The organism is Pseudofrankia sp. EUN1h (assembly GCF_001854645.1).
GTDB classification, from domain to species: Bacteria; Actinomycetota; Actinomycetes; order Frankiales; family Frankiaceae; genus Pseudofrankia; species Pseudofrankia saprophytica.
This window is the reverse complement of sequence record NZ_MBLN01000108.1, coordinates 1-15,800: the sequence shown is the minus strand read 5'-3', so window position 1 is coordinate 15,800 and position 15,800 is coordinate 1. Positions and strand designations below refer to the sequence as shown.

Annotated in this window: 11 protein-coding genes; 6 read left to right on the top strand and 5 right to left on the bottom strand. The window is 73.0% G+C overall.

Annotated features, from left to right (window positions below; genetic code table 11):
- The first annotated feature begins 263 nt into the window (after positions 1-263).
- From BCD49_RS38130 to BCD49_RS38120, 3 genes are all read left to right on the top strand, one after another.
- Positions 264-2,990 carry a helix-turn-helix transcriptional regulator gene (locus BCD49_RS38130; RefSeq protein WP_027140824.1) on the top strand — a complete coding sequence of 909 codons (2,727 nt, stop codon included), beginning with the start codon at positions 264-266 and terminating at the stop codon, positions 2,988-2,990.
- Between the two features lie 119 nt (positions 2,991-3,109).
- Complete coding sequence (locus BCD49_RS38125) at positions 3,110-3,937, top strand: alpha/beta hydrolase (protein ID WP_007509245.1); 828 nt, start codon at positions 3,110-3,112, stop codon at positions 3,935-3,937.
- A gap of 12 nt (positions 3,938-3,949) precedes the next feature.
- The gene (locus tag BCD49_RS38120) at positions 3,950-7,138 is read left to right on the top strand and encodes a BTAD domain-containing putative transcriptional regulator (protein ID WP_071042482.1); all 3,189 of its coding nucleotides are present in this window, start codon (positions 3,950-3,952) and stop codon (positions 7,136-7,138) included.
- Between the two features lie 83 nt (positions 7,139-7,221).
- Here the strand turns inward: BCD49_RS38120 and BCD49_RS41660 are convergent, their stop codons facing one another.
- Positions 7,222-7,437 (bottom strand): 2TM domain-containing protein, encoded by a 216-nt coding sequence (locus BCD49_RS41660; protein WP_007509249.1) that lies wholly within the window; start codon positions 7,435-7,437, stop codon positions 7,222-7,224.
- A 154-nt stretch (positions 7,438-7,591) separates the two neighbouring features.
- Here BCD49_RS41660 and BCD49_RS38115 point away from each other — a divergent pair, with 154 nt between their 5' ends.
- Positions 7,592-9,775, top strand: coding sequence for an MMPL family transporter (locus tag BCD49_RS38115; RefSeq protein ID WP_007509250.1), 2,184 nt, complete (start codon positions 7,592-7,594; stop codon positions 9,773-9,775).
- A gap of 162 nt (positions 9,776-9,937) precedes the next feature.
- Here the strand turns inward: BCD49_RS38115 and BCD49_RS38110 are convergent, their stop codons facing one another.
- Genes BCD49_RS38110 through BCD49_RS38100 form a run of 3 tightly spaced genes read right to left on the bottom strand, consistent with a single transcriptional unit; the run spans position 9,938 to position 12,599 of the window.
- Entirely contained in the window at positions 9,938-10,738 is an 801-nt protein-coding gene (locus tag BCD49_RS38110) for an ABC transporter permease (protein ID WP_007509252.1), read from the bottom strand.
- Entirely contained in the window at positions 10,735-11,580 is an 846-nt protein-coding gene (locus tag BCD49_RS38105) for an ABC transporter permease (RefSeq protein WP_007509254.1), read from the bottom strand. Before BCD49_RS38105 ends, BCD49_RS38110 begins: the two co-directional genes overlap by 4 nt.
- Positions 11,577-12,599, bottom strand: a complete 1,023-nt coding sequence (locus BCD49_RS38100; protein ID WP_007509255.1) for a daunorubicin/doxorubicin resistance ABC transporter ATP-binding protein DrrA — start codon at positions 12,597-12,599, stop codon at positions 11,577-11,579. The genes BCD49_RS38105 and BCD49_RS38100 overlap by 4 nt, the downstream gene beginning before the upstream one ends.
- Before the next feature lie 376 nt (positions 12,600-12,975).
- Here BCD49_RS38100 and BCD49_RS38095 point away from each other — a divergent pair, with 376 nt between their 5' ends.
- Positions 12,976-14,448 carry an aldehyde dehydrogenase family protein gene (locus BCD49_RS38095; RefSeq protein WP_007509257.1) on the top strand — a complete coding sequence of 491 codons (1,473 nt, stop codon included), beginning with the start codon at positions 12,976-12,978 and terminating at the stop codon, positions 14,446-14,448.
- Positions 14,449-14,485: 37 nt separating this feature from the next.
- On the opposite strand, the gene BCD49_RS46705 is transcribed toward BCD49_RS38095, so the two are convergent.
- Entirely contained in the window at positions 14,486-14,656 is a 171-nt protein-coding gene (locus BCD49_RS46705) for a DUF4411 family protein (RefSeq protein ID WP_007509258.1), read from the bottom strand.
- Positions 14,657-15,088: 432 nt separating this feature from the next.
- Here BCD49_RS46705 and BCD49_RS38090 point away from each other — a divergent pair, with 432 nt between their 5' ends.
- Positions 15,089-15,697 carry a TetR/AcrR family transcriptional regulator gene (locus tag BCD49_RS38090; RefSeq protein ID WP_035925058.1) on the top strand — a complete coding sequence of 203 codons (609 nt, stop codon included), beginning with the start codon at positions 15,089-15,091 and terminating at the stop codon, positions 15,695-15,697.
- Positions 15,698-15,800: the final 103 nt, after the last annotated feature.

Here is a 15,800-nt window from a genome sequence, read left to right as displayed (position 1 = left end):
GGCGCCCCGACTAAACCCGGACCGCGCTCCACGCGGGGGCGGCATTGCGATCGCCAAGACATTTCCCGGGTGATTGCGTTCTTGCGTGCCAGAGCTCCCACGATCCCACCAGATCATGGACGGCTCGCGCGCTCACGGCCAGGGGCCGCGGCGCGGCGCGGCGCGGAAGTCGTCCCGACCGCGGGAACCCACGGGAGATGTCCTTGTTCTCACCGGCTCCCAGCCGATCCGTCTCCTGACTCTCCGCCGGATAGGTTCCAGGCGTGCGCCAGGCTGAGCTCGTTGGACGGGACGAGGAACGAGCCCGGCTCGTGGCGCTGCTCGGCGACGCGGCCAGTCCAGTCGTGGTGCTGCGGGGCGAGGCCGGGCTCGGCAAGACGGCGTTGCTGGACGAGCTGACCGCGGCCGCGGCCGCGACGACGGCCGCAGCGACGATGACGGCCGCGGCGACGATGACGGCGGCCGGGTTCCGGGTCGTGCGGTGCGCCGGGGCGGAGGCGGAGCGGGACCTGGCGTACGCCGGGCTGCATCAGCTGATCTTCCCGCTGCTGGCGGAGCCGACAGGCCTGGACCCCGGGCACCGGGCGGTGATCAACGCGGCGTTCGCCGGTACCACCGGCACCGTGCCCCAGGTGATGGAGCTCGGCATCGCCGTGCTCGACCTGCTTGTGTTCGTGTCGGCGGCCACGCCGCTGCTGCTGGTCGTCGACGACGGCCACCTGCTGGACGCGCCGAGCACGCAGGTGCTCGCGTTCACCGCGCGACGCCTCGCGGGTACGGCGGTGCGGGTGGCGGTCGCGGTACGCGCGGAGGTGTCGTCCCCGTTCGACGGGACGGGGCTGCCGGAGCTGGTCCTGGAACCGCTGACCGAGCAGGCTTCGGCCCAGTTGCTGGACCGGCAGCAGGCCAGACTCAGGCCCTATCACCGGAACATGATCCTGAAGACCGCGGCTGGAAACCCGCTGGCGCTGATCGAGCTACCTCGTGCGGAACTGCTGGACTCCGGCGCGATGACGCTGCCGCGGCGGCTGGAACGGATCTACGGTGCGCGGCTGCGCGAGCTGCCGGCGGCGGAGCGCGGCGAGCTGCTGCGGGCGGCGTTGGACGGCACGGGCGCCGGATCGGTCCGCCGGATCGGGGCGGTCCGGTACCGGATGCGCGACGCCGGCCGAGCGATCGACGCGGGCCTGCTGGCGCCGGACCCGGCGAGCGGGGAGCCGGTGTTCCGCCATCCACTCGTCCGCTCGGCCGTGGTGCAGGCGGCCACACCCAACGAGCGCCGGGCCGCGCACGCCGACCTCGCCGACCTGCACCGCGACAGCCCGGAACGGCGGGCCGTTCACCTGGCCGCCGCCACCGTCGACCCCGACGACGACGTCGCGGCGGCGCTCGAGGAGGCGGCCGTGTCGGCGACCCGCCGCGGCGGCGCCGCGACCGCGATCACCTGGCTGACCCGCGCCGCGGAGCTCAGCCGCCGCCCCGCCGACCGGTCCCGGCGGCTGGCCTCCGCCGCGTACGTCGCCGGGCAGGCCGGCCTGCTCGACGCCGCGCAGGGCCTCGCCCAGGACGCCGGGTCCGACGGCCCGGCGGCGGAGATCACCGCGGGTTACGTGTCGCTCTACCGCGACGGCGAGGTCGCCGCGAACCACCGCCGGATCGCCGCGTTGCTGGAGTTCGGCATCGCCGATGGAGAACTGACCGAACGTGCGCTGGGCCTGCTGCTGGTGCTCAGCCAGTTCTCCGTCGACCCGGCCCGTTGGGCACGTACCGACGCGCTCTTCGACCGGTTCGGCGACCGGGTGAGCCCGTCGGCGGCGATCGCCCGGGACACGTGGGGCGACATGGTGCGGCGCGGCCACGGCGTGGCGGAACGGATCGCCGCCGCGCTCGCCGATCCCGCCGCCTGCGCGCCGTGGGAGATCATGCGGCTGGCCGTCGCCGCCAACTACGTGGGCGTGCTCGGCGACCACCGGGCGCTGCTGCGACGGACAGTCGACCGGGAGGCGGAAGCTGGTGCGGTGGCCAGCGTCATGGTGCTGCTCCAGATGGTCATGCTTGATCAGGTCAGCGCCGGCGCGTGGGCGGAGGCCGAGCGGACCGGCCGCCGTGGCCTGGACCTGACCGCCGAGCACGGGTACACGCTGTTCGGCCAGACGTTCCGGGCGTTTCTCGGCCTGCTGGCCGCGTACCGCGGCGACCTGGACGCGGCCCGCGAGCTGCAGGCGGCCGTGGACGCCTGGGGGCGGCCGCGCGGGTTGCGGTTCCTGACCGAGTACGCGGAGGCGATCGGCGCGGCGGCGGCGCTCAGCGAAGGTGAGTACGAGACCGCGTACGCCTACGCCGCCGGGATCACCGCCCCGGGCACGTTCACCCGGTTCTCGCAGCAGGCCCTCCGTACGCTGTTCGACCTGGTCGAGGCCGCCGTGCACACCGGCCGGCACGACGCCGCGAGCGCGCATGCCGAGGCCGCCCGGGATCTGGGCCTACCGGCGCTGTCGCCGCGGCTCGCGCTGCTTACCGCTGGCGCGCTGGCGATCACGGCCCCGCCCGAGGCGGCCGGCGCGCTGTTCGCCGCCGCGGTCTCGCACCCCGCCGGCGCCACGTTGCCGTTCGAGCTGGCCCGGATCCGCCTCGCCTACGGTGCCTGGCTGCGCAGGTCGCGCGAACTGGCCCTGGCCCGACGGACGCTGACCGAAGCGCTCGGCGCCTTCGAAACGCTCGGCGCCGCGACCTGGGCCGAACGCGCCCGCACCGAGCTGCGGGCAGCCGGCAAACCGACCCGCGCGGACCGCGCCGCGGTGGCCGCCCTGACCCCGCAGGAACGCCAGATCGCCGAGCTGGCCGCGACCGGGCTGAGCAACCGGGAGATCGGCGCCCGACTGCACCTGTCGCCACGCACGGTCGGCGCGCACCTGTACAAGATCTTCCCGAAGCTGGGCATCACGTCGCGGGCCTCGCTGCGGGACGCGCTGCCGACGGACCCGCCGTAGGTCGACACCCGCGGCAACGGATGCGACCTAGGTCAACAGATACGACCTAGGTCGAGGACGTAGGTCATCTGACAGATCAGCGGGCACCGACTGTCGGGCGATGCTTCCTGCATCGCACGATGAAGGAGCCCGCCATCGCCACCACCGCCGTCCCCGTCGTCTTCATCCACGGTCTCTGGCTGCACGCCGCCTCGTGGCGACCGTGGGCCGACCGGTTCGCCGTCCACGGGTACGCGCCCGCCATGCCCGGCTGGCCAGGCGAACCCGACACCGTCGACGCGGCCCGCAGCGACCCGCGCGCCGTCGCCGGGCTCGGCATCGACGACGTCGCCACCCACTACGCGGCGATCGTCCGTGACCTGCCGGTTGCGCCCGTGCTCATCGGCCACTCGTTCGGCGGCCTGATCGCGCAGAAGCTGCTCGGCCTCGGTCTCGGCCTCGCCGCCGTCGCCATCGCCCCGGCCCCGATCAAGGGCGTCCGGCCGCTGCCGTTCGCCCAGCTGCGCTCGGCCCTCCCTGCGCTCGCCAACCCGGCCAACCGGCGCCGGTCGGTGTCGCTGACCGCCACCCAGTTCCGGTACGGCTTCGGCAACGCCGTCAGCAGCACGGAGTCCGACGAGCTGTTCGGCCTGTGGGCCATCCCGTCGCCCGGCCGCCCGCTCTTCGAGGCCGCGGTCGCGAACCTCCGCCGCGCGTCACCGGCCGCGGTCGACACCGGCAACGCCAGCCGGGGCCCACTGCTGCTCATCTCCGGCCAGGAGGATCGCACCGTGCCGGACGTCGTCACCCGGGCCGCGTACAAGCTCTACGGCGACTCGTCCGCGATCACAGACCTCAAACAGTTCCCCGGCCGCGGACACTCGCTCGTCATCGACAGCGGATGGCGGCAGGTCGCGGACTACACCCTAGAATGGCTGGCCCGGCAGCCGCTCACGGCCGGTCGGTGAGTGGGAGTAGTCATGGCCGCCTCCGGAGAAGAGCTGCGTCTACAGATTCTCGGTCCGTTGCGGATCTGGCGGGACGGCGTCGAGGTGGACGCCGGGCCTCGGCAGCAGGCGTACCTTCTCGCCGTGCTGCTTGCCCGTGCCGGCAAGCCGGTCAGCACCACCCAGTTGATCGATCTGATCTGGGCTGACGACGTCCCTGCCTCGGCCGTCAACATCCTCCAGAAGTACATCGGCGCGCTCCGCCGGCTGCTGGAGCCCGCGCTGCCCGCGCGCGGCACCGGCTCGCACCTTCAGCGTCGCGGTAACGGCTACCTCTTCGCCGCCGGCACCGGCATGCTGGACGTCCTCACGTTCCGGGAGCTGGTCGAGGCGGCCAGGGCCAGGGTCGCCCAGCAGCGGCCCGATGAGGCGCTCGACTCGTACGTGCGGGCGCTGGCGCTCTGGCACGGCAGCGCCGGCGACGGGCTGGCCGGCGGGTCGACCGCGATGTCGGTCTTCGCCTCGCTGGACGGTGAGTTCTTCGACGCGTGCGTGGCGGCCGCCGAGCTCGCGGTGGCAGGGGGCCAGCCGACGCGCGTACTGCAGCCCCTGTACCTGGCCGCCAGGATGGCGCCGCTGCACGAGACCGTTCAGGCGGCCCTCGTCATCGCCCTGGGCGCCGCCGGGCAGCAGGCGGAAGCGCTGTCCATCTTCCGAGCTGTCCGTATCCGGCTCATCGACGAGCTGGGCATCGATCCCGGCCCGGCGCTGGTGGCCGCGCAGCGGCGTGTGCTGCAAGCCGTACCGGCCGAGGAGACGCCCTCCGAGCGGCCGCGGGACTCCGCCCACGCGCCGCTGCCCGCTGACGGCCTGGTCGGCCGGGACGAGGAGTTCGCGGTGCTGCGGCAGGCGGTCGAGTCTGCGCTCGCCGGCGGCGCGGGGCTCGTCGTCGTCGAGGGAGAGCCCGGGGTGGGCAAGACCCGCCTGCTCGAGGCCGCCGGCGCCGAGGCGGACCGGCAGGGCGCGCTCGTCGTCTGGGGCCGCTGCCTGGGGGGCGACGGGACGCCGACGATGTGGCCGTGGGTGCAGGCCGTCGGCGCGATCCTCGACGGCCTGCCCGCCGCGGCACGAGAAGCGTGGCACGCCGGCGAGCTCGGCCGCCTCGTGGGACCGCACGGCGGCGCTCCCGCGACGCCGGTGCTGCCGGACAGCGGCACCCAGTTCCGCCTGTTCGAGCAGGTCGTCGCGCTCGTCGGCCGGGCATCGGCGCGCCGGCCAGTGGCGCTCGTCGTCGACGACCTCCAGTGGGCCGACGCCGCCTCGCTGCGGATGTTCAGTCACCTGGCGGCTCGGCTACCGGGCGGCACCGTGGTCATCGGCGCGCTCCGCGATCGTGCGCCCATGCCCGGTTCGGAGCTGGCGCGGATGCTCGCCGCGGCGAGCCGGCTGCCCCGGCACCGTCGGATCCGGCTCGGACCGCTCGGCCCTGCCGAGGTGGCCGAGCTGGTCCGCCGCGAGACCGGCCAGGACCCCGGCCCCGGTGCGGCCCGCGGCATCCACGCCCGCACCGCCGGTAACCCCTTCTTCGTCCGTGAGCTGTCCCGGCTCCTCGCCGACGGCGGTGTGCTCACCGAGGACGCCGTGGCACGAGCCGGAGTGCCGGCGACCGTCCGGGACGTCGTTCGCGACCGGATGGCCGCGCTGGACGACGACGCCGGCGTCCTGTTGCACACCGCCGCGCTGATCGGCCGGGACGTCGAGCTCGCGCTGCTCGCGCGCGCCGCCGGTCTCGACGCGCAGACCTGTCTCGGGCGGATCGAACCGCTGGAAGCACTCGGCCTGCTCGAGCCCGCGCCCGGGGACCCGTACTCGGTCCGCTTCGCGCACGACCTCGTCCGCGAGTCGGTCGCCGGCGCGACCCCGCGTTGGCGGTTGGCCCGGCTGCACCTGCTGGTCGCGAACGCGCTGGAGCGCCCGGCGCCGGACGACGAGCCGGTGGCCGAACGCCTCGCCCACCACCTGTGGGCCGCCGGCCCGCTGGCTGACCCAGGCAGGACCGCGGCCGCGCTGGTGCGGGCGGGCCGCTGCGCGGCGACCAAGTCAGCGCTGGAGGACGCCGCGCGGCACCTGCGGCTGGCGGCGCGGGTGGCGCGGACGGCGGGACTGGCGGAGCTGGAGCTGTCCGCTCTGTCGCTGTTCACCGCGGTGGACGGGATGCGAGCCGGGTACGTCGGATCGGCGCTCGAGTTGCTGGAGCGGGCCGAGCACCTGGCGCGCGGCCTCGGGCTGGAACGGGAGGCCGCCGACTTCCTCTTCTCTCGCTGGGCCGCGTACTCCCAGGGCATCCAGCTCGAGCACGGCGGCCGGCTGGCGCGCCGGCTGCTMCTGCGGGGTGAGGCGTCCGCCGACCCGATCGTGCGCGCGTACGGCCGGCACGCCTGGGGCATCCACCAGTGGGATGTCGGCAACGTCGGCGAGGCGTTCAGGTGCCTGAACCAGCCCGACTCGACCGGGCTCGACGACCTGGTCCGGCGCGAGGAGGCTCCGCTGCGGCATGACCTGCAGCTGCTCTCGCCGGTGATGCTCGCGTTGATGACCGGCCTGCACGGTGACGTCGACGGTGCGCGGGCACTGTTCGACCTGCTGGAGGCCGCCGCGGGCGACGACTCCTACATGGTCACGGTCTGGGCCGCCTTCGCCGTCACGGTGGCGGCGCTGGCCGGCGACCCGGCGTGGGCACTGCGCGCGGCGGAGCGGGGGATCGCCCTGGATCCCGAGTTCTCCTTCGTCTTCCTCGGCAGCTACCAGCGGCTGGCCCGGTGCTGGRCACGCGCGGTGACCGGCGAGGACGCGACCGGYGCCGCCCAGGAGGCGCAGAAGCTCATCGACGCCGCGCTGGCCGACCCCCCGCGCTCGGGCCTCGCCACCTGGTACGGGCTGCTCGGCGAGATGTGGCTGGTGGCCGGGAAGCTGGACGAGGCCGCCGAGGCGCTCGACCGGGCGGACTCGTTCCTGGACATGTACGGCCAGCGCTACGCCGAGGGCTTTCTGCTCCTGTTGCGGGCGCGGCTGATGGGAGCCCGCGGCGAGCCGGTCGCCGCCGCCCGGGCCGCCGCCGAGCGGGCGCGGGCGCTGTCCGTCGAGCGCGAGGCCCATCTCTTCGCCCGCCGCGCCGAGGAGCTGCTCGCCGGAGAGCTGCTGGCCGGACGGGCCGAGGCGTGACGCCTCGGTCTGGCCCAGCCCCCGGTGACGCCGGCAGGAAGAATGACGTGGATCGGGGCGTGGAACGGGGCCTGGGACTCGATTCAGTGCCTGGCATTCAGTTTGGCCGGTGCGCGAACGGCCCAGATGTGGAACCCCAGCCCGACGCCCCACGCCAGTATCGAATACAGAGGCCAGAAGAAGTGGTCCGGGGTGAGTAGCGCCCACAGGATGACCTGAGCCACATTGGCCAGGACATACCAGAGAATGTGGCTCCACAGGCCCCACTTAAGGGCGGCTTCACTTTTATTCGCATTCATGCCGGCAGGCTAGATCAACGCACTTGATGAGCAGTGAACCGTTCGTGGACCCGCCGCCCGCGTCGCGTCCGGCGTCGTTCAGCGCTCGTAAACTACCTCGCTCTACGCTGACCCGGTCTTCACTGACAACGACGGACACCGAAGGGCTTACAGGATGTTCGAGCGGTTGGGTCGCACGATGTTCCGCCGGCGGTGGTGGGTGGTCGGCCTGTCCGTGGCCTTCTTCGCGTTCGCCGGCATCTGGGGTACGCAGGTCTTCGGCGCGCTGACCACCGAGGGGTTCGAGGACCCGGCCAGCGAGAGTTCCCGCGCCCTCGACCGTGCCGAGGCGACGCTGGGCCGGACCGGCAACGACGTGGTGGTGCTCTATACCAGCCGCGCCATGACGGTCGACGACCCACGGTTCGAGCGGGCGGTCACCGAGACGCTGGGGACGCTCCCGCGCGACGTGGTGACCAGGACCCTCACCTACTGGGGCACGAACAGCCCCGGCCTGGTCAGCCACGACCGGCACGCCACCTTCGCGGTGCTGACCATGGCCGGCGACGATGAGACGGAGCGCGGCGACGCACTGGCCCAGATCGAGGACGAGCTCGGCGCGCCCGGCCTGCGGACCCAGGTTGGCGGCGTCACGGCGGTCAGCTACGACATCCGCGAGCGGGTGGCGGCAGACATCGCCCGCGCCGAGACGATCTCCATTCCGGTGCTGCTCGTGTTGTTGGTGCTTCTCTTCGGCGGGGTGGCCGCGGCGAGCCTGCCGCTCGCGATCGGCGGTCTGGCGATCCTCGGGGCGTTCACTGCGTTGCATGGGCTGAGCTACCTGACCGACGTCTCGGTCTTCTCGATAAATCTGGTGACGATCCTCGGGCTGGGCCTGGCGATCGACTACGGCCTGTTCATGGTCGGGCGGTTCCGCGAGGAGATCACCCGCGGGCTCGGCGTCGAGGACGCCGTCGCCCGCACGATGGCCACCGCCGGGCACACCGTCGCGGTCTCCGGCGTCACCGTCGCGGTCTCGCTGGCCGGACTGCTGATCTTCCCGATGACCTTCCTGCGCTCGATGGGCTTCGGCGGCCTGTCCGCGGTCGTCGTGGCGATGCTGGCGGCGCTGACCCTGCTGCCCGCCCTGCTCGGCATCCTCGGCCCACGGGTGGAGGCACTGTCCATACGGCGTCTGTTCCGACGCCCACCGAAGGCTCCCGCGCAGGCCGAGGTCACCCACGGGTTCTGGTACGGGCTCGCGCACAGCATCATGCGCCGCCCGGTCGTCTACGCGGTCGGCGTACTCGCGGTCCTGCTGCTGGCCGCTTCGCCGTTCCTGCGCGTCGAGTTCGGTGGCATCGACCCGAGGGTGCTCCCGGCGGGCACCGAGAGCCGCGTGGTCTCCGAGACCGTCGACCGCGACTTCGTCCAGAACAGCCAGGTGCCGATCGAGGCGATCGTGACCTCACCGGACCCGGCCGGCCTGGAGCGGTACGTCGCCGCGGTCCGGGGGGTCGACGGGGTGGGCACGGCCGAGGTCACCGGCCAGTCCGGCGACGTCTCCCGGGTCACCATCAACTACCAGGGCGACCCCATCTCGGCGGAGGCGCGGGATCTCGTCAGCCGGATCCGCGCCGTACCGGCACCGCCCGGTGGCGAGGTGCTGGTGGGTGGCATGACCGCGCGACTGGCTGACCAGCTCGACCGGGTGGGCGATCTGCTGCCCTGGATGGCGCTGATCATCGCCGGCGCGACGTTCGTCCTGCTGTTCCTCGCGTTCGGCTCGATCGTGCTGCCGATCAAGGCGATCGTGATGAACATCCTGTCGCTCGGCGCCTCGTTCGGAGCACTGGTCCTGATCTTCCAGGACGGCCACCTGTCCGGCCCGCTGAACTTCACCTCCACGGGGACGCTGGAGGCGACCCAGCCGATCCTGGTCCTCGCGGTCGTGTTCGGGCTGTCGATGGACTACGAGGTCTTCCTGATGTCCCGGATCCGCGAGGAGTACGACCGGACCGGCGACAACACCATGGCGGTCGCGGTCGGGCTGCAGCGCAGCGGCCGGATCATCACGAGCGCCGCGCTGCTCATCCTGGTCGTGATCGGCCTGTTCTCCATCTCCGGGATCACGTTCATCAAGCTGATCGGAGTCGCGCTGATCATCGCGATCCTGGTGGACGCGACGATCGTCCGGGCGCTGCTGGTCCCGGCCACGATGCGCCTGCTCGGGAACGCGAACTGGTGGGCGCCGGCACCGCTGCGGCGCTTTTACGTCCGCCACGGCCTCCACGAGGGCGACGACCCGCCACCCGCGGCCGACCGCGGCCCCCAACCAGCCCACACACCCGCCAGCTGATCCAGGCAAACGCGTGAGCCGTTCATGATCTGGTGGAATCCTCGGAGCCAGAACTCCCAAGGTCCCACCAGATCATGAGGCGCGGCAGGGACGGCATCAACCCGGTCGCATGCCTTGAGCGCCGGGGCCCCGCGGAACCCCCAGGACGCGATCGCCGCCGGCTCAGCCAGCGAGGCGGTCGCTCCTGCTCCGGTAGCCGCGGACCGCGAGCACCCCGCATCCGACGATCAGGACGACGGACCAGGCCACCGCCTCGAGCACCGGGCGGGTGGTGGCGCCGCCGTGCGCGAGTGCCCGCATCGCCTCGATCACCACGGAGAACGGATTCACCCGGGCGATCGGCTGCACCCAGCCCGGCAGCTCCGCCCTCGGCACCAGGCCGGTGGACAGGAACGAGCAGACGAGCAGGAGCGGATTGAGCACGGCAACGACCGTCTCGGCGTCCCGGGAACGCATCGCCACCAGCAGCCCGAGGAAACCGAGCCCGAGCCCGAACAGCAGCGGCAGCAGCAGGAAGCCGATCGCCGCCCACGGCCCTGCCGTGAACCGGAAGCCGAGCGGCACGCCCACGGCGACGACCACGGCGATCGTGATGGCGCTTCGCGCGGTGTCCGCGAGGACGCGCCCGGCCAGCGGCGCGAACGCCGAGACGGGCATCGTGCGAATCCGGGCGTCGAAGCCGTCGCGCAGGTCGGAGGCGGTGGCGGCGGCGGTGAACGGCGAGGCGAACGCGATGCCCATGAGGACGAACAGCGGCAGGCTGATGTCCACGTAGTCGTCGTACCCGGCGCCCGGGTAGACGACCTTGGCGAAGCTCACCGTCATCAGCAGCAGCAGGATCAGCGGGAAGAACGCCGCCAGCACGAAGGTCACCGGGTCGCGCAGCGTCAGCCGCAGCGCGCGTCCGGCCATGGCCAGGGTGTCCCCCACCGGGGCGGGGCGAAGAAGCGCGACCTCGCTCATGCGGCGGCCCTCCCCAGTGCCCGGCTCGCGCCCAGCACGCCGACGACCGCCAGCCCGAGCAGCCAGGCTCCCGCGATKAGCAGCGGCCGCGCGAGCGCCGCGTCCTGCGCCACCAGCGCCCGCAGCGCGTCGGCGACACGGCTCACCGGCTGCTGCTCGACGACCGGACGCAGCCAGGACGGGAACGCGGCTGCCGGCGTGAACGCGTTGGACAGCAGCATGAACGGGAAGTAGATCAGGTTCGTCGTGGTCGTCACCGCCTCCAGCCGCCGGATCGCGAGCCCCAGCGCGATGTGGCAGGTGACCAGCGCGGCGGCGAACGCCAGCATGACGACCGGGAAGCCGAGCGCCTTCCACGGCCCGCCGTGGAAGCGGAAGCCGAGCGCGGCTCCGATCGCGAGCAGGACGCCGAGCGAGAGGAGCGAGCGGGTGAGCTCGGCCGCGAGCAGCCCGAGCGCGGGCGCCGGCCGGCTGACGGACATGGTCCGCAGCCGGCGCAGCGTGCCGCCCAGCGCGTCCTCGGCGGCGAGGATGGCGCTCGACATCCCGGTGAAGAACACCGCCTGGATGACGACGGCGGGCAGCAGGTAGTCGATGTAGTCGATGCCGCCGCGCCGCATCACCCGGCTGAAGACCGTGAAGAACAGCAGCGCGAACACGAGCGGCAGCACGATGGCGCTGATGATCGACGCGGGGCGGCGGCTCATCAGGCGCAGGTGCCGCTCGGCGAGCACCGCGACGTCGGCGGTCAGCGACGGCCGGGGAGCCCCGCCCGCGGCGCCCCGCGGCGGCGGCCCCGGCAGGGCCAAGGCCCCGGCGGCGGTCGGGGTGGCCGTGGTCATGAGGCCACCTCGGCGGCGGGCCGCGCCGGCCGCTCGGCCTCATCGTCGGTACCAGCGGCGTCGGCGGGGCCGTCAGGGGTGACCGGATGCCCGGTCAGCGCCAGGAACACGTCGTCCAGGGTCGGGCGGCGCAGGCCGATGTCGTCGATCCGGGCGATGGGCAGGCCGCTGTGGCGGGCCTCGTCCAGCTCGCGCACCACGGCGACCAGCGTCTCGGGCCCGCTCGCGGGCAGGCTCACCCCGTCGGGCAGCACGGTGACCGGGCCGAGGGACGCGAGCGTCTGGGAGACCAGCTGACGGTCGGCCGCGTCGGCGACGGCGATGTGGCACACCGCGCCGCCGACGCGCCGCTTGAGCTCCTCGGCAGTGCCCTCGGCGACCACGTGGCCGCGGTCGATGATGGTGACCCGGTCGGCGAGCTCGTCCGCCTCCTCCAGGTACTGGGTGGTGAGCAGGATGGTGATGCCACTCGCGCGCAGCTCGCGGACGGCCTCCCAGAGGGCCAGCCGGCTGCGCGGGTCGAGCCCGGTCGTCGGCTCGTCGAGGAACAGCACGGCCGGCTCACGGGTGATCGACGCGGCCAGGTCGAGACGGCGCCGAGTGCCGCCGGACAGCGTTCCCGTACGCTGGCCGGCCGCCTCGGTCAGCGTGAACCGCTCCAGCAGCTCGTCGGCGCGCCGCCGCGCCTCGGCCCGGCCAAGCTTCATCAGCCGGCCGAACAGCACGAGGTTCTCGCGTGCGGTCAGCCCGCTGTCGAGAGCCGCGAACTGGCCGGTCACGCCGATCGCCGCCCGCACGAGTGCCGGCTGCTCGACCACGTCGTAGCCGGCGACCGTGGCGCGCCCCGCGTCCGGGCTCAGCAGGGTGGTCAGCACGTTGATGGCCGTGGTCTTGCCAGCCCCGTTGGGTCCGAGCAGCCCGAGAATCGTGCCGGCCTCGACCCGCAGCGACAGTCCGTCGAGCGCCCGGATGCCGCCGAAGGTCTTCACGAGCGCGTCGGCCTCGACGGCCGCGGTCACGGTTCGGCCCCCTGACGCAGGGTCGGGTGGCAGCTCGCCATCTGTCGTCCTTCCTGGTGCGGGTGCTGGTGCTGGCTCATGCGGGTGCTGGTCATCCGACCGGCGCCGGCGGTGCGGGGGTGGCGGCCGGTCGGCGCCGTCTCCATTGCTCCGTGCGGCATTGCTCCGTGCGGCGCGCTGTGGTGAGATGCCGGAACTATAGAAGGTAAGGCTAACTTAAGACGCCAACTTAGGGCGTCGAGGGTGCGTCTTCCACACCTGGCCGAGGCGGACGGAACACGAGGAGCGGGATGTCGATCCACCAGGAAGGTCCGGGCACCAGGCCGACGGGGACGCGTTGCCCCCGGCCGGGGATGAGCCGACCGCGGTGGCTGGTGTGACTGAGCGCGTGACCGGCGGCGACCGGGTCGCCCTGCGCGACCGGGCGCCCCTCGGCGAGGGCGTCCACCCTCCCGACGCGCTGGACGCGCTGCTGACGCGGGCGCAGGCCGCGGGCGACTCCGCGGATCACTGGGACCAGGCGCGCGTGGACCAGGTCGTGCGCGCCGTGGGTCGAGCCTGCTACGACGACGAGCTGGTCCGGGCGCTTTGCGCGCAGGTGGTCGCCGCGACCCGGATGGGCACCGTCCGGGACCTGGTGGAGCTGCACCGGCTGCGCGTGCTGGGGACGATGCGCGACCTGCACGGGCAGCGGACGGTCGGCGTGATCGCGCGGGACGACGAGCGGCGCACCACGACGTGGGCCAAGCCGCTGGGGGTGGTCGCCCTGGTCACGCCGGCGACCGCGCCGTGCACGGCGCTCGCGACCAGCGCTCTTTCCCTGCTGAAGACCCGCAACAGCGTCGTCGTGAGCCCGCACCCCGCGACCGCCGAGCCGCTGGCCCGCCTGGTCGAGGCGATCAGGAGCGCGCTGCGCGAGGTCGACGCCAACGAGGACCTGGTGCAGCTGGTCGCTGGCGCCGACCGGGACAGCAGCCGGGAGCTCATGCGCGCCGCCGACTTCGTCGTGGCGACCGGCGGTGCCGGGACGGTCGCCCGCGGGTACGCCAGCGGCACGCCCGCCGTCTCCTCCGGGCCCGGCAACGCGACCGTCGTCGTCGACGAGTACGCCGACCTGGACACCGCCGCCGACCTGACCAACAAGGGTGCCTGCTTCAACAACGGGACGTCCTGCTCGTCCGAGAGCAACGTGCTGGTCGACGGGCGGGTGCTGGACGCGTTCCGGGAGCGGCTGCGAGCCGGCGGAGCACTGCTGCTGTCGGACGAGGACTCACTGCGGCTGGAACGCCGGCTGTGGCCGGGCGGCCGGCTGGAGCGTCTCCTGGTCGGCAGGAGTGCGGCCGAGATCGCGTGGGCGTGCGGCATTCCCGTCCCCGCTGGCCGGCCCGTCACGACGCTCGTCGCCACCGCGGCGACGGCGCAGCCCGGCCGGGCGCTGTTCACCGAGAAGCTGGCGCCCGTGCTGACGCTCGCGCCCTACCGCACGTTCGACGGCGCCGTCCGCGACGTCCAGGACATCCTGGCGCGCAGCGGGCGCGGCCACAGCTGCGCGCTGCACACCGGCGACGGCCCGGTGGCCGAGGCCAGGGTCGACCGGCTGGCCAGCGCCACCAAGGTCTGCCGGGTGCTCGTCAACCAGTCGACGATGGGCAACGCCGGCGGCTTCGGCAACGGCATGGAGTTCACCTCGGTCGTGTCGACCGGCACGTGGGGCGGCGGCAGCGTCTCGGAGAACGTGAGCTGGCGGCACCTGTTCAACCGGACGACGGTGTCCCACCCCCGGCCGTCCCAGGTGCCAAGCGCCGCCGAGCTGTTCGACGATCCCAGCCCGGCGACCAACCCTGTCTGACCCGCGGGCAATCGGCGTTGCTCGGCCCGCTGTTTGCCTACAGCACGAACCGCACCTTCTCCCGCTTGATCATCTGGAATGAGTTCATCCAGCGGACGCCCACGGCGTTACAGGCGTCTGGAATCTTGATCCTCTTTTTGGAAACCGGCTCCGGTTGCTCGTTTGTGACGACGGAGTAGCCCAGGGTGAGTGCCCGGGGAACCCGCACGGTGGTGCGCTCTCGCCGGACGGCTCCACCGAGTGYGAATCGCGGCAGATGAGCCTTCTATAGGCACGCTCACATGACACAGATCCCACGAGGACAACGGACGTGTGTCGGATGGGCGTGCCTATGGGGTCATTCGTCCACCACGGTCCGCCAGAGGCTGGTGGCAGGCAGGCCGTACGGCCTGGTGGAGCACGAGTCGGCGCGGGTGCGATGCCGCTTCGGCGTGCCCCACGCATAGGTGACCGGCGTCATGCGGATCTTCTGGCCCGGACCTGAGTAATTTCGGTTCCTCGCTCTGACTCCGAGGATCCCACCAGATCATGAAAAGTGGACTCGGAGGCCTCGGTGCGTCCGGTGACCGCGCTCGCCGGCGTCGCGGCTCAATCTCTTACAGCTTGTCAAGATTATGGTCGGGCAGGTACGTTCGCGCTGATGGCTGACACGCTTGATGGCTCGCCGCCGACCCGTCGCCGCAGGTCCGATGCCCGGCGCAGCGTCGAGGCCATCCTCAACGCGGCCCGGACCGTGCTCGGCGAGCGGCCCGACGCCAGCATGGAGGACATCGCTACCGCGGCCGGCGTGACCCGTCAGACCGTCTACGCCCACTTCCCCTCGCGCGACGCTCTGATCGCCGCCCTCGTCGAGGCGGCGAGAGTGCAGGGCCTCGCCGCCCTCGACGCCGCCCGCCTCGACAGCGCCCCGCCCGCCGAGGCGCTGGGCCGGTTCCTCGAGATCGGCTGGCAGCTCCTGCGCGACTACCCGCTGCTGTTCGACCCCGCGCTGAACAGGAGCGGACGTCTCGACGGCGGCGACCCGCACCTCGCTGTCGCCTCCTGGCTTGAACGACTCATCCGTCGAGGCCAGCGCACCGGCGACTTCGACCGCACCCTCGCCGCCAGCTGGCTGGCCGCCGCCATTCTCGACCTCGGCCACACCGCCGCCGAGCAGGTCGCGGCCGGGCGCCTCGCGGCCGGCGAGGCGCCGGCCGTGCTCCTCGCGAGCTCGTTGCGGCTCTGCGGCGCCGTCGACGCACACCGCTAGGCGGGATCGGCTCCAGCCGCGCCTTCCGAGGGTCCTCGGCCGCGTCGCCAACCGGCTCGCCCGGTGACGGTCGCCAGCCAGCCAGCCAGCCAGCCAGCCAGCC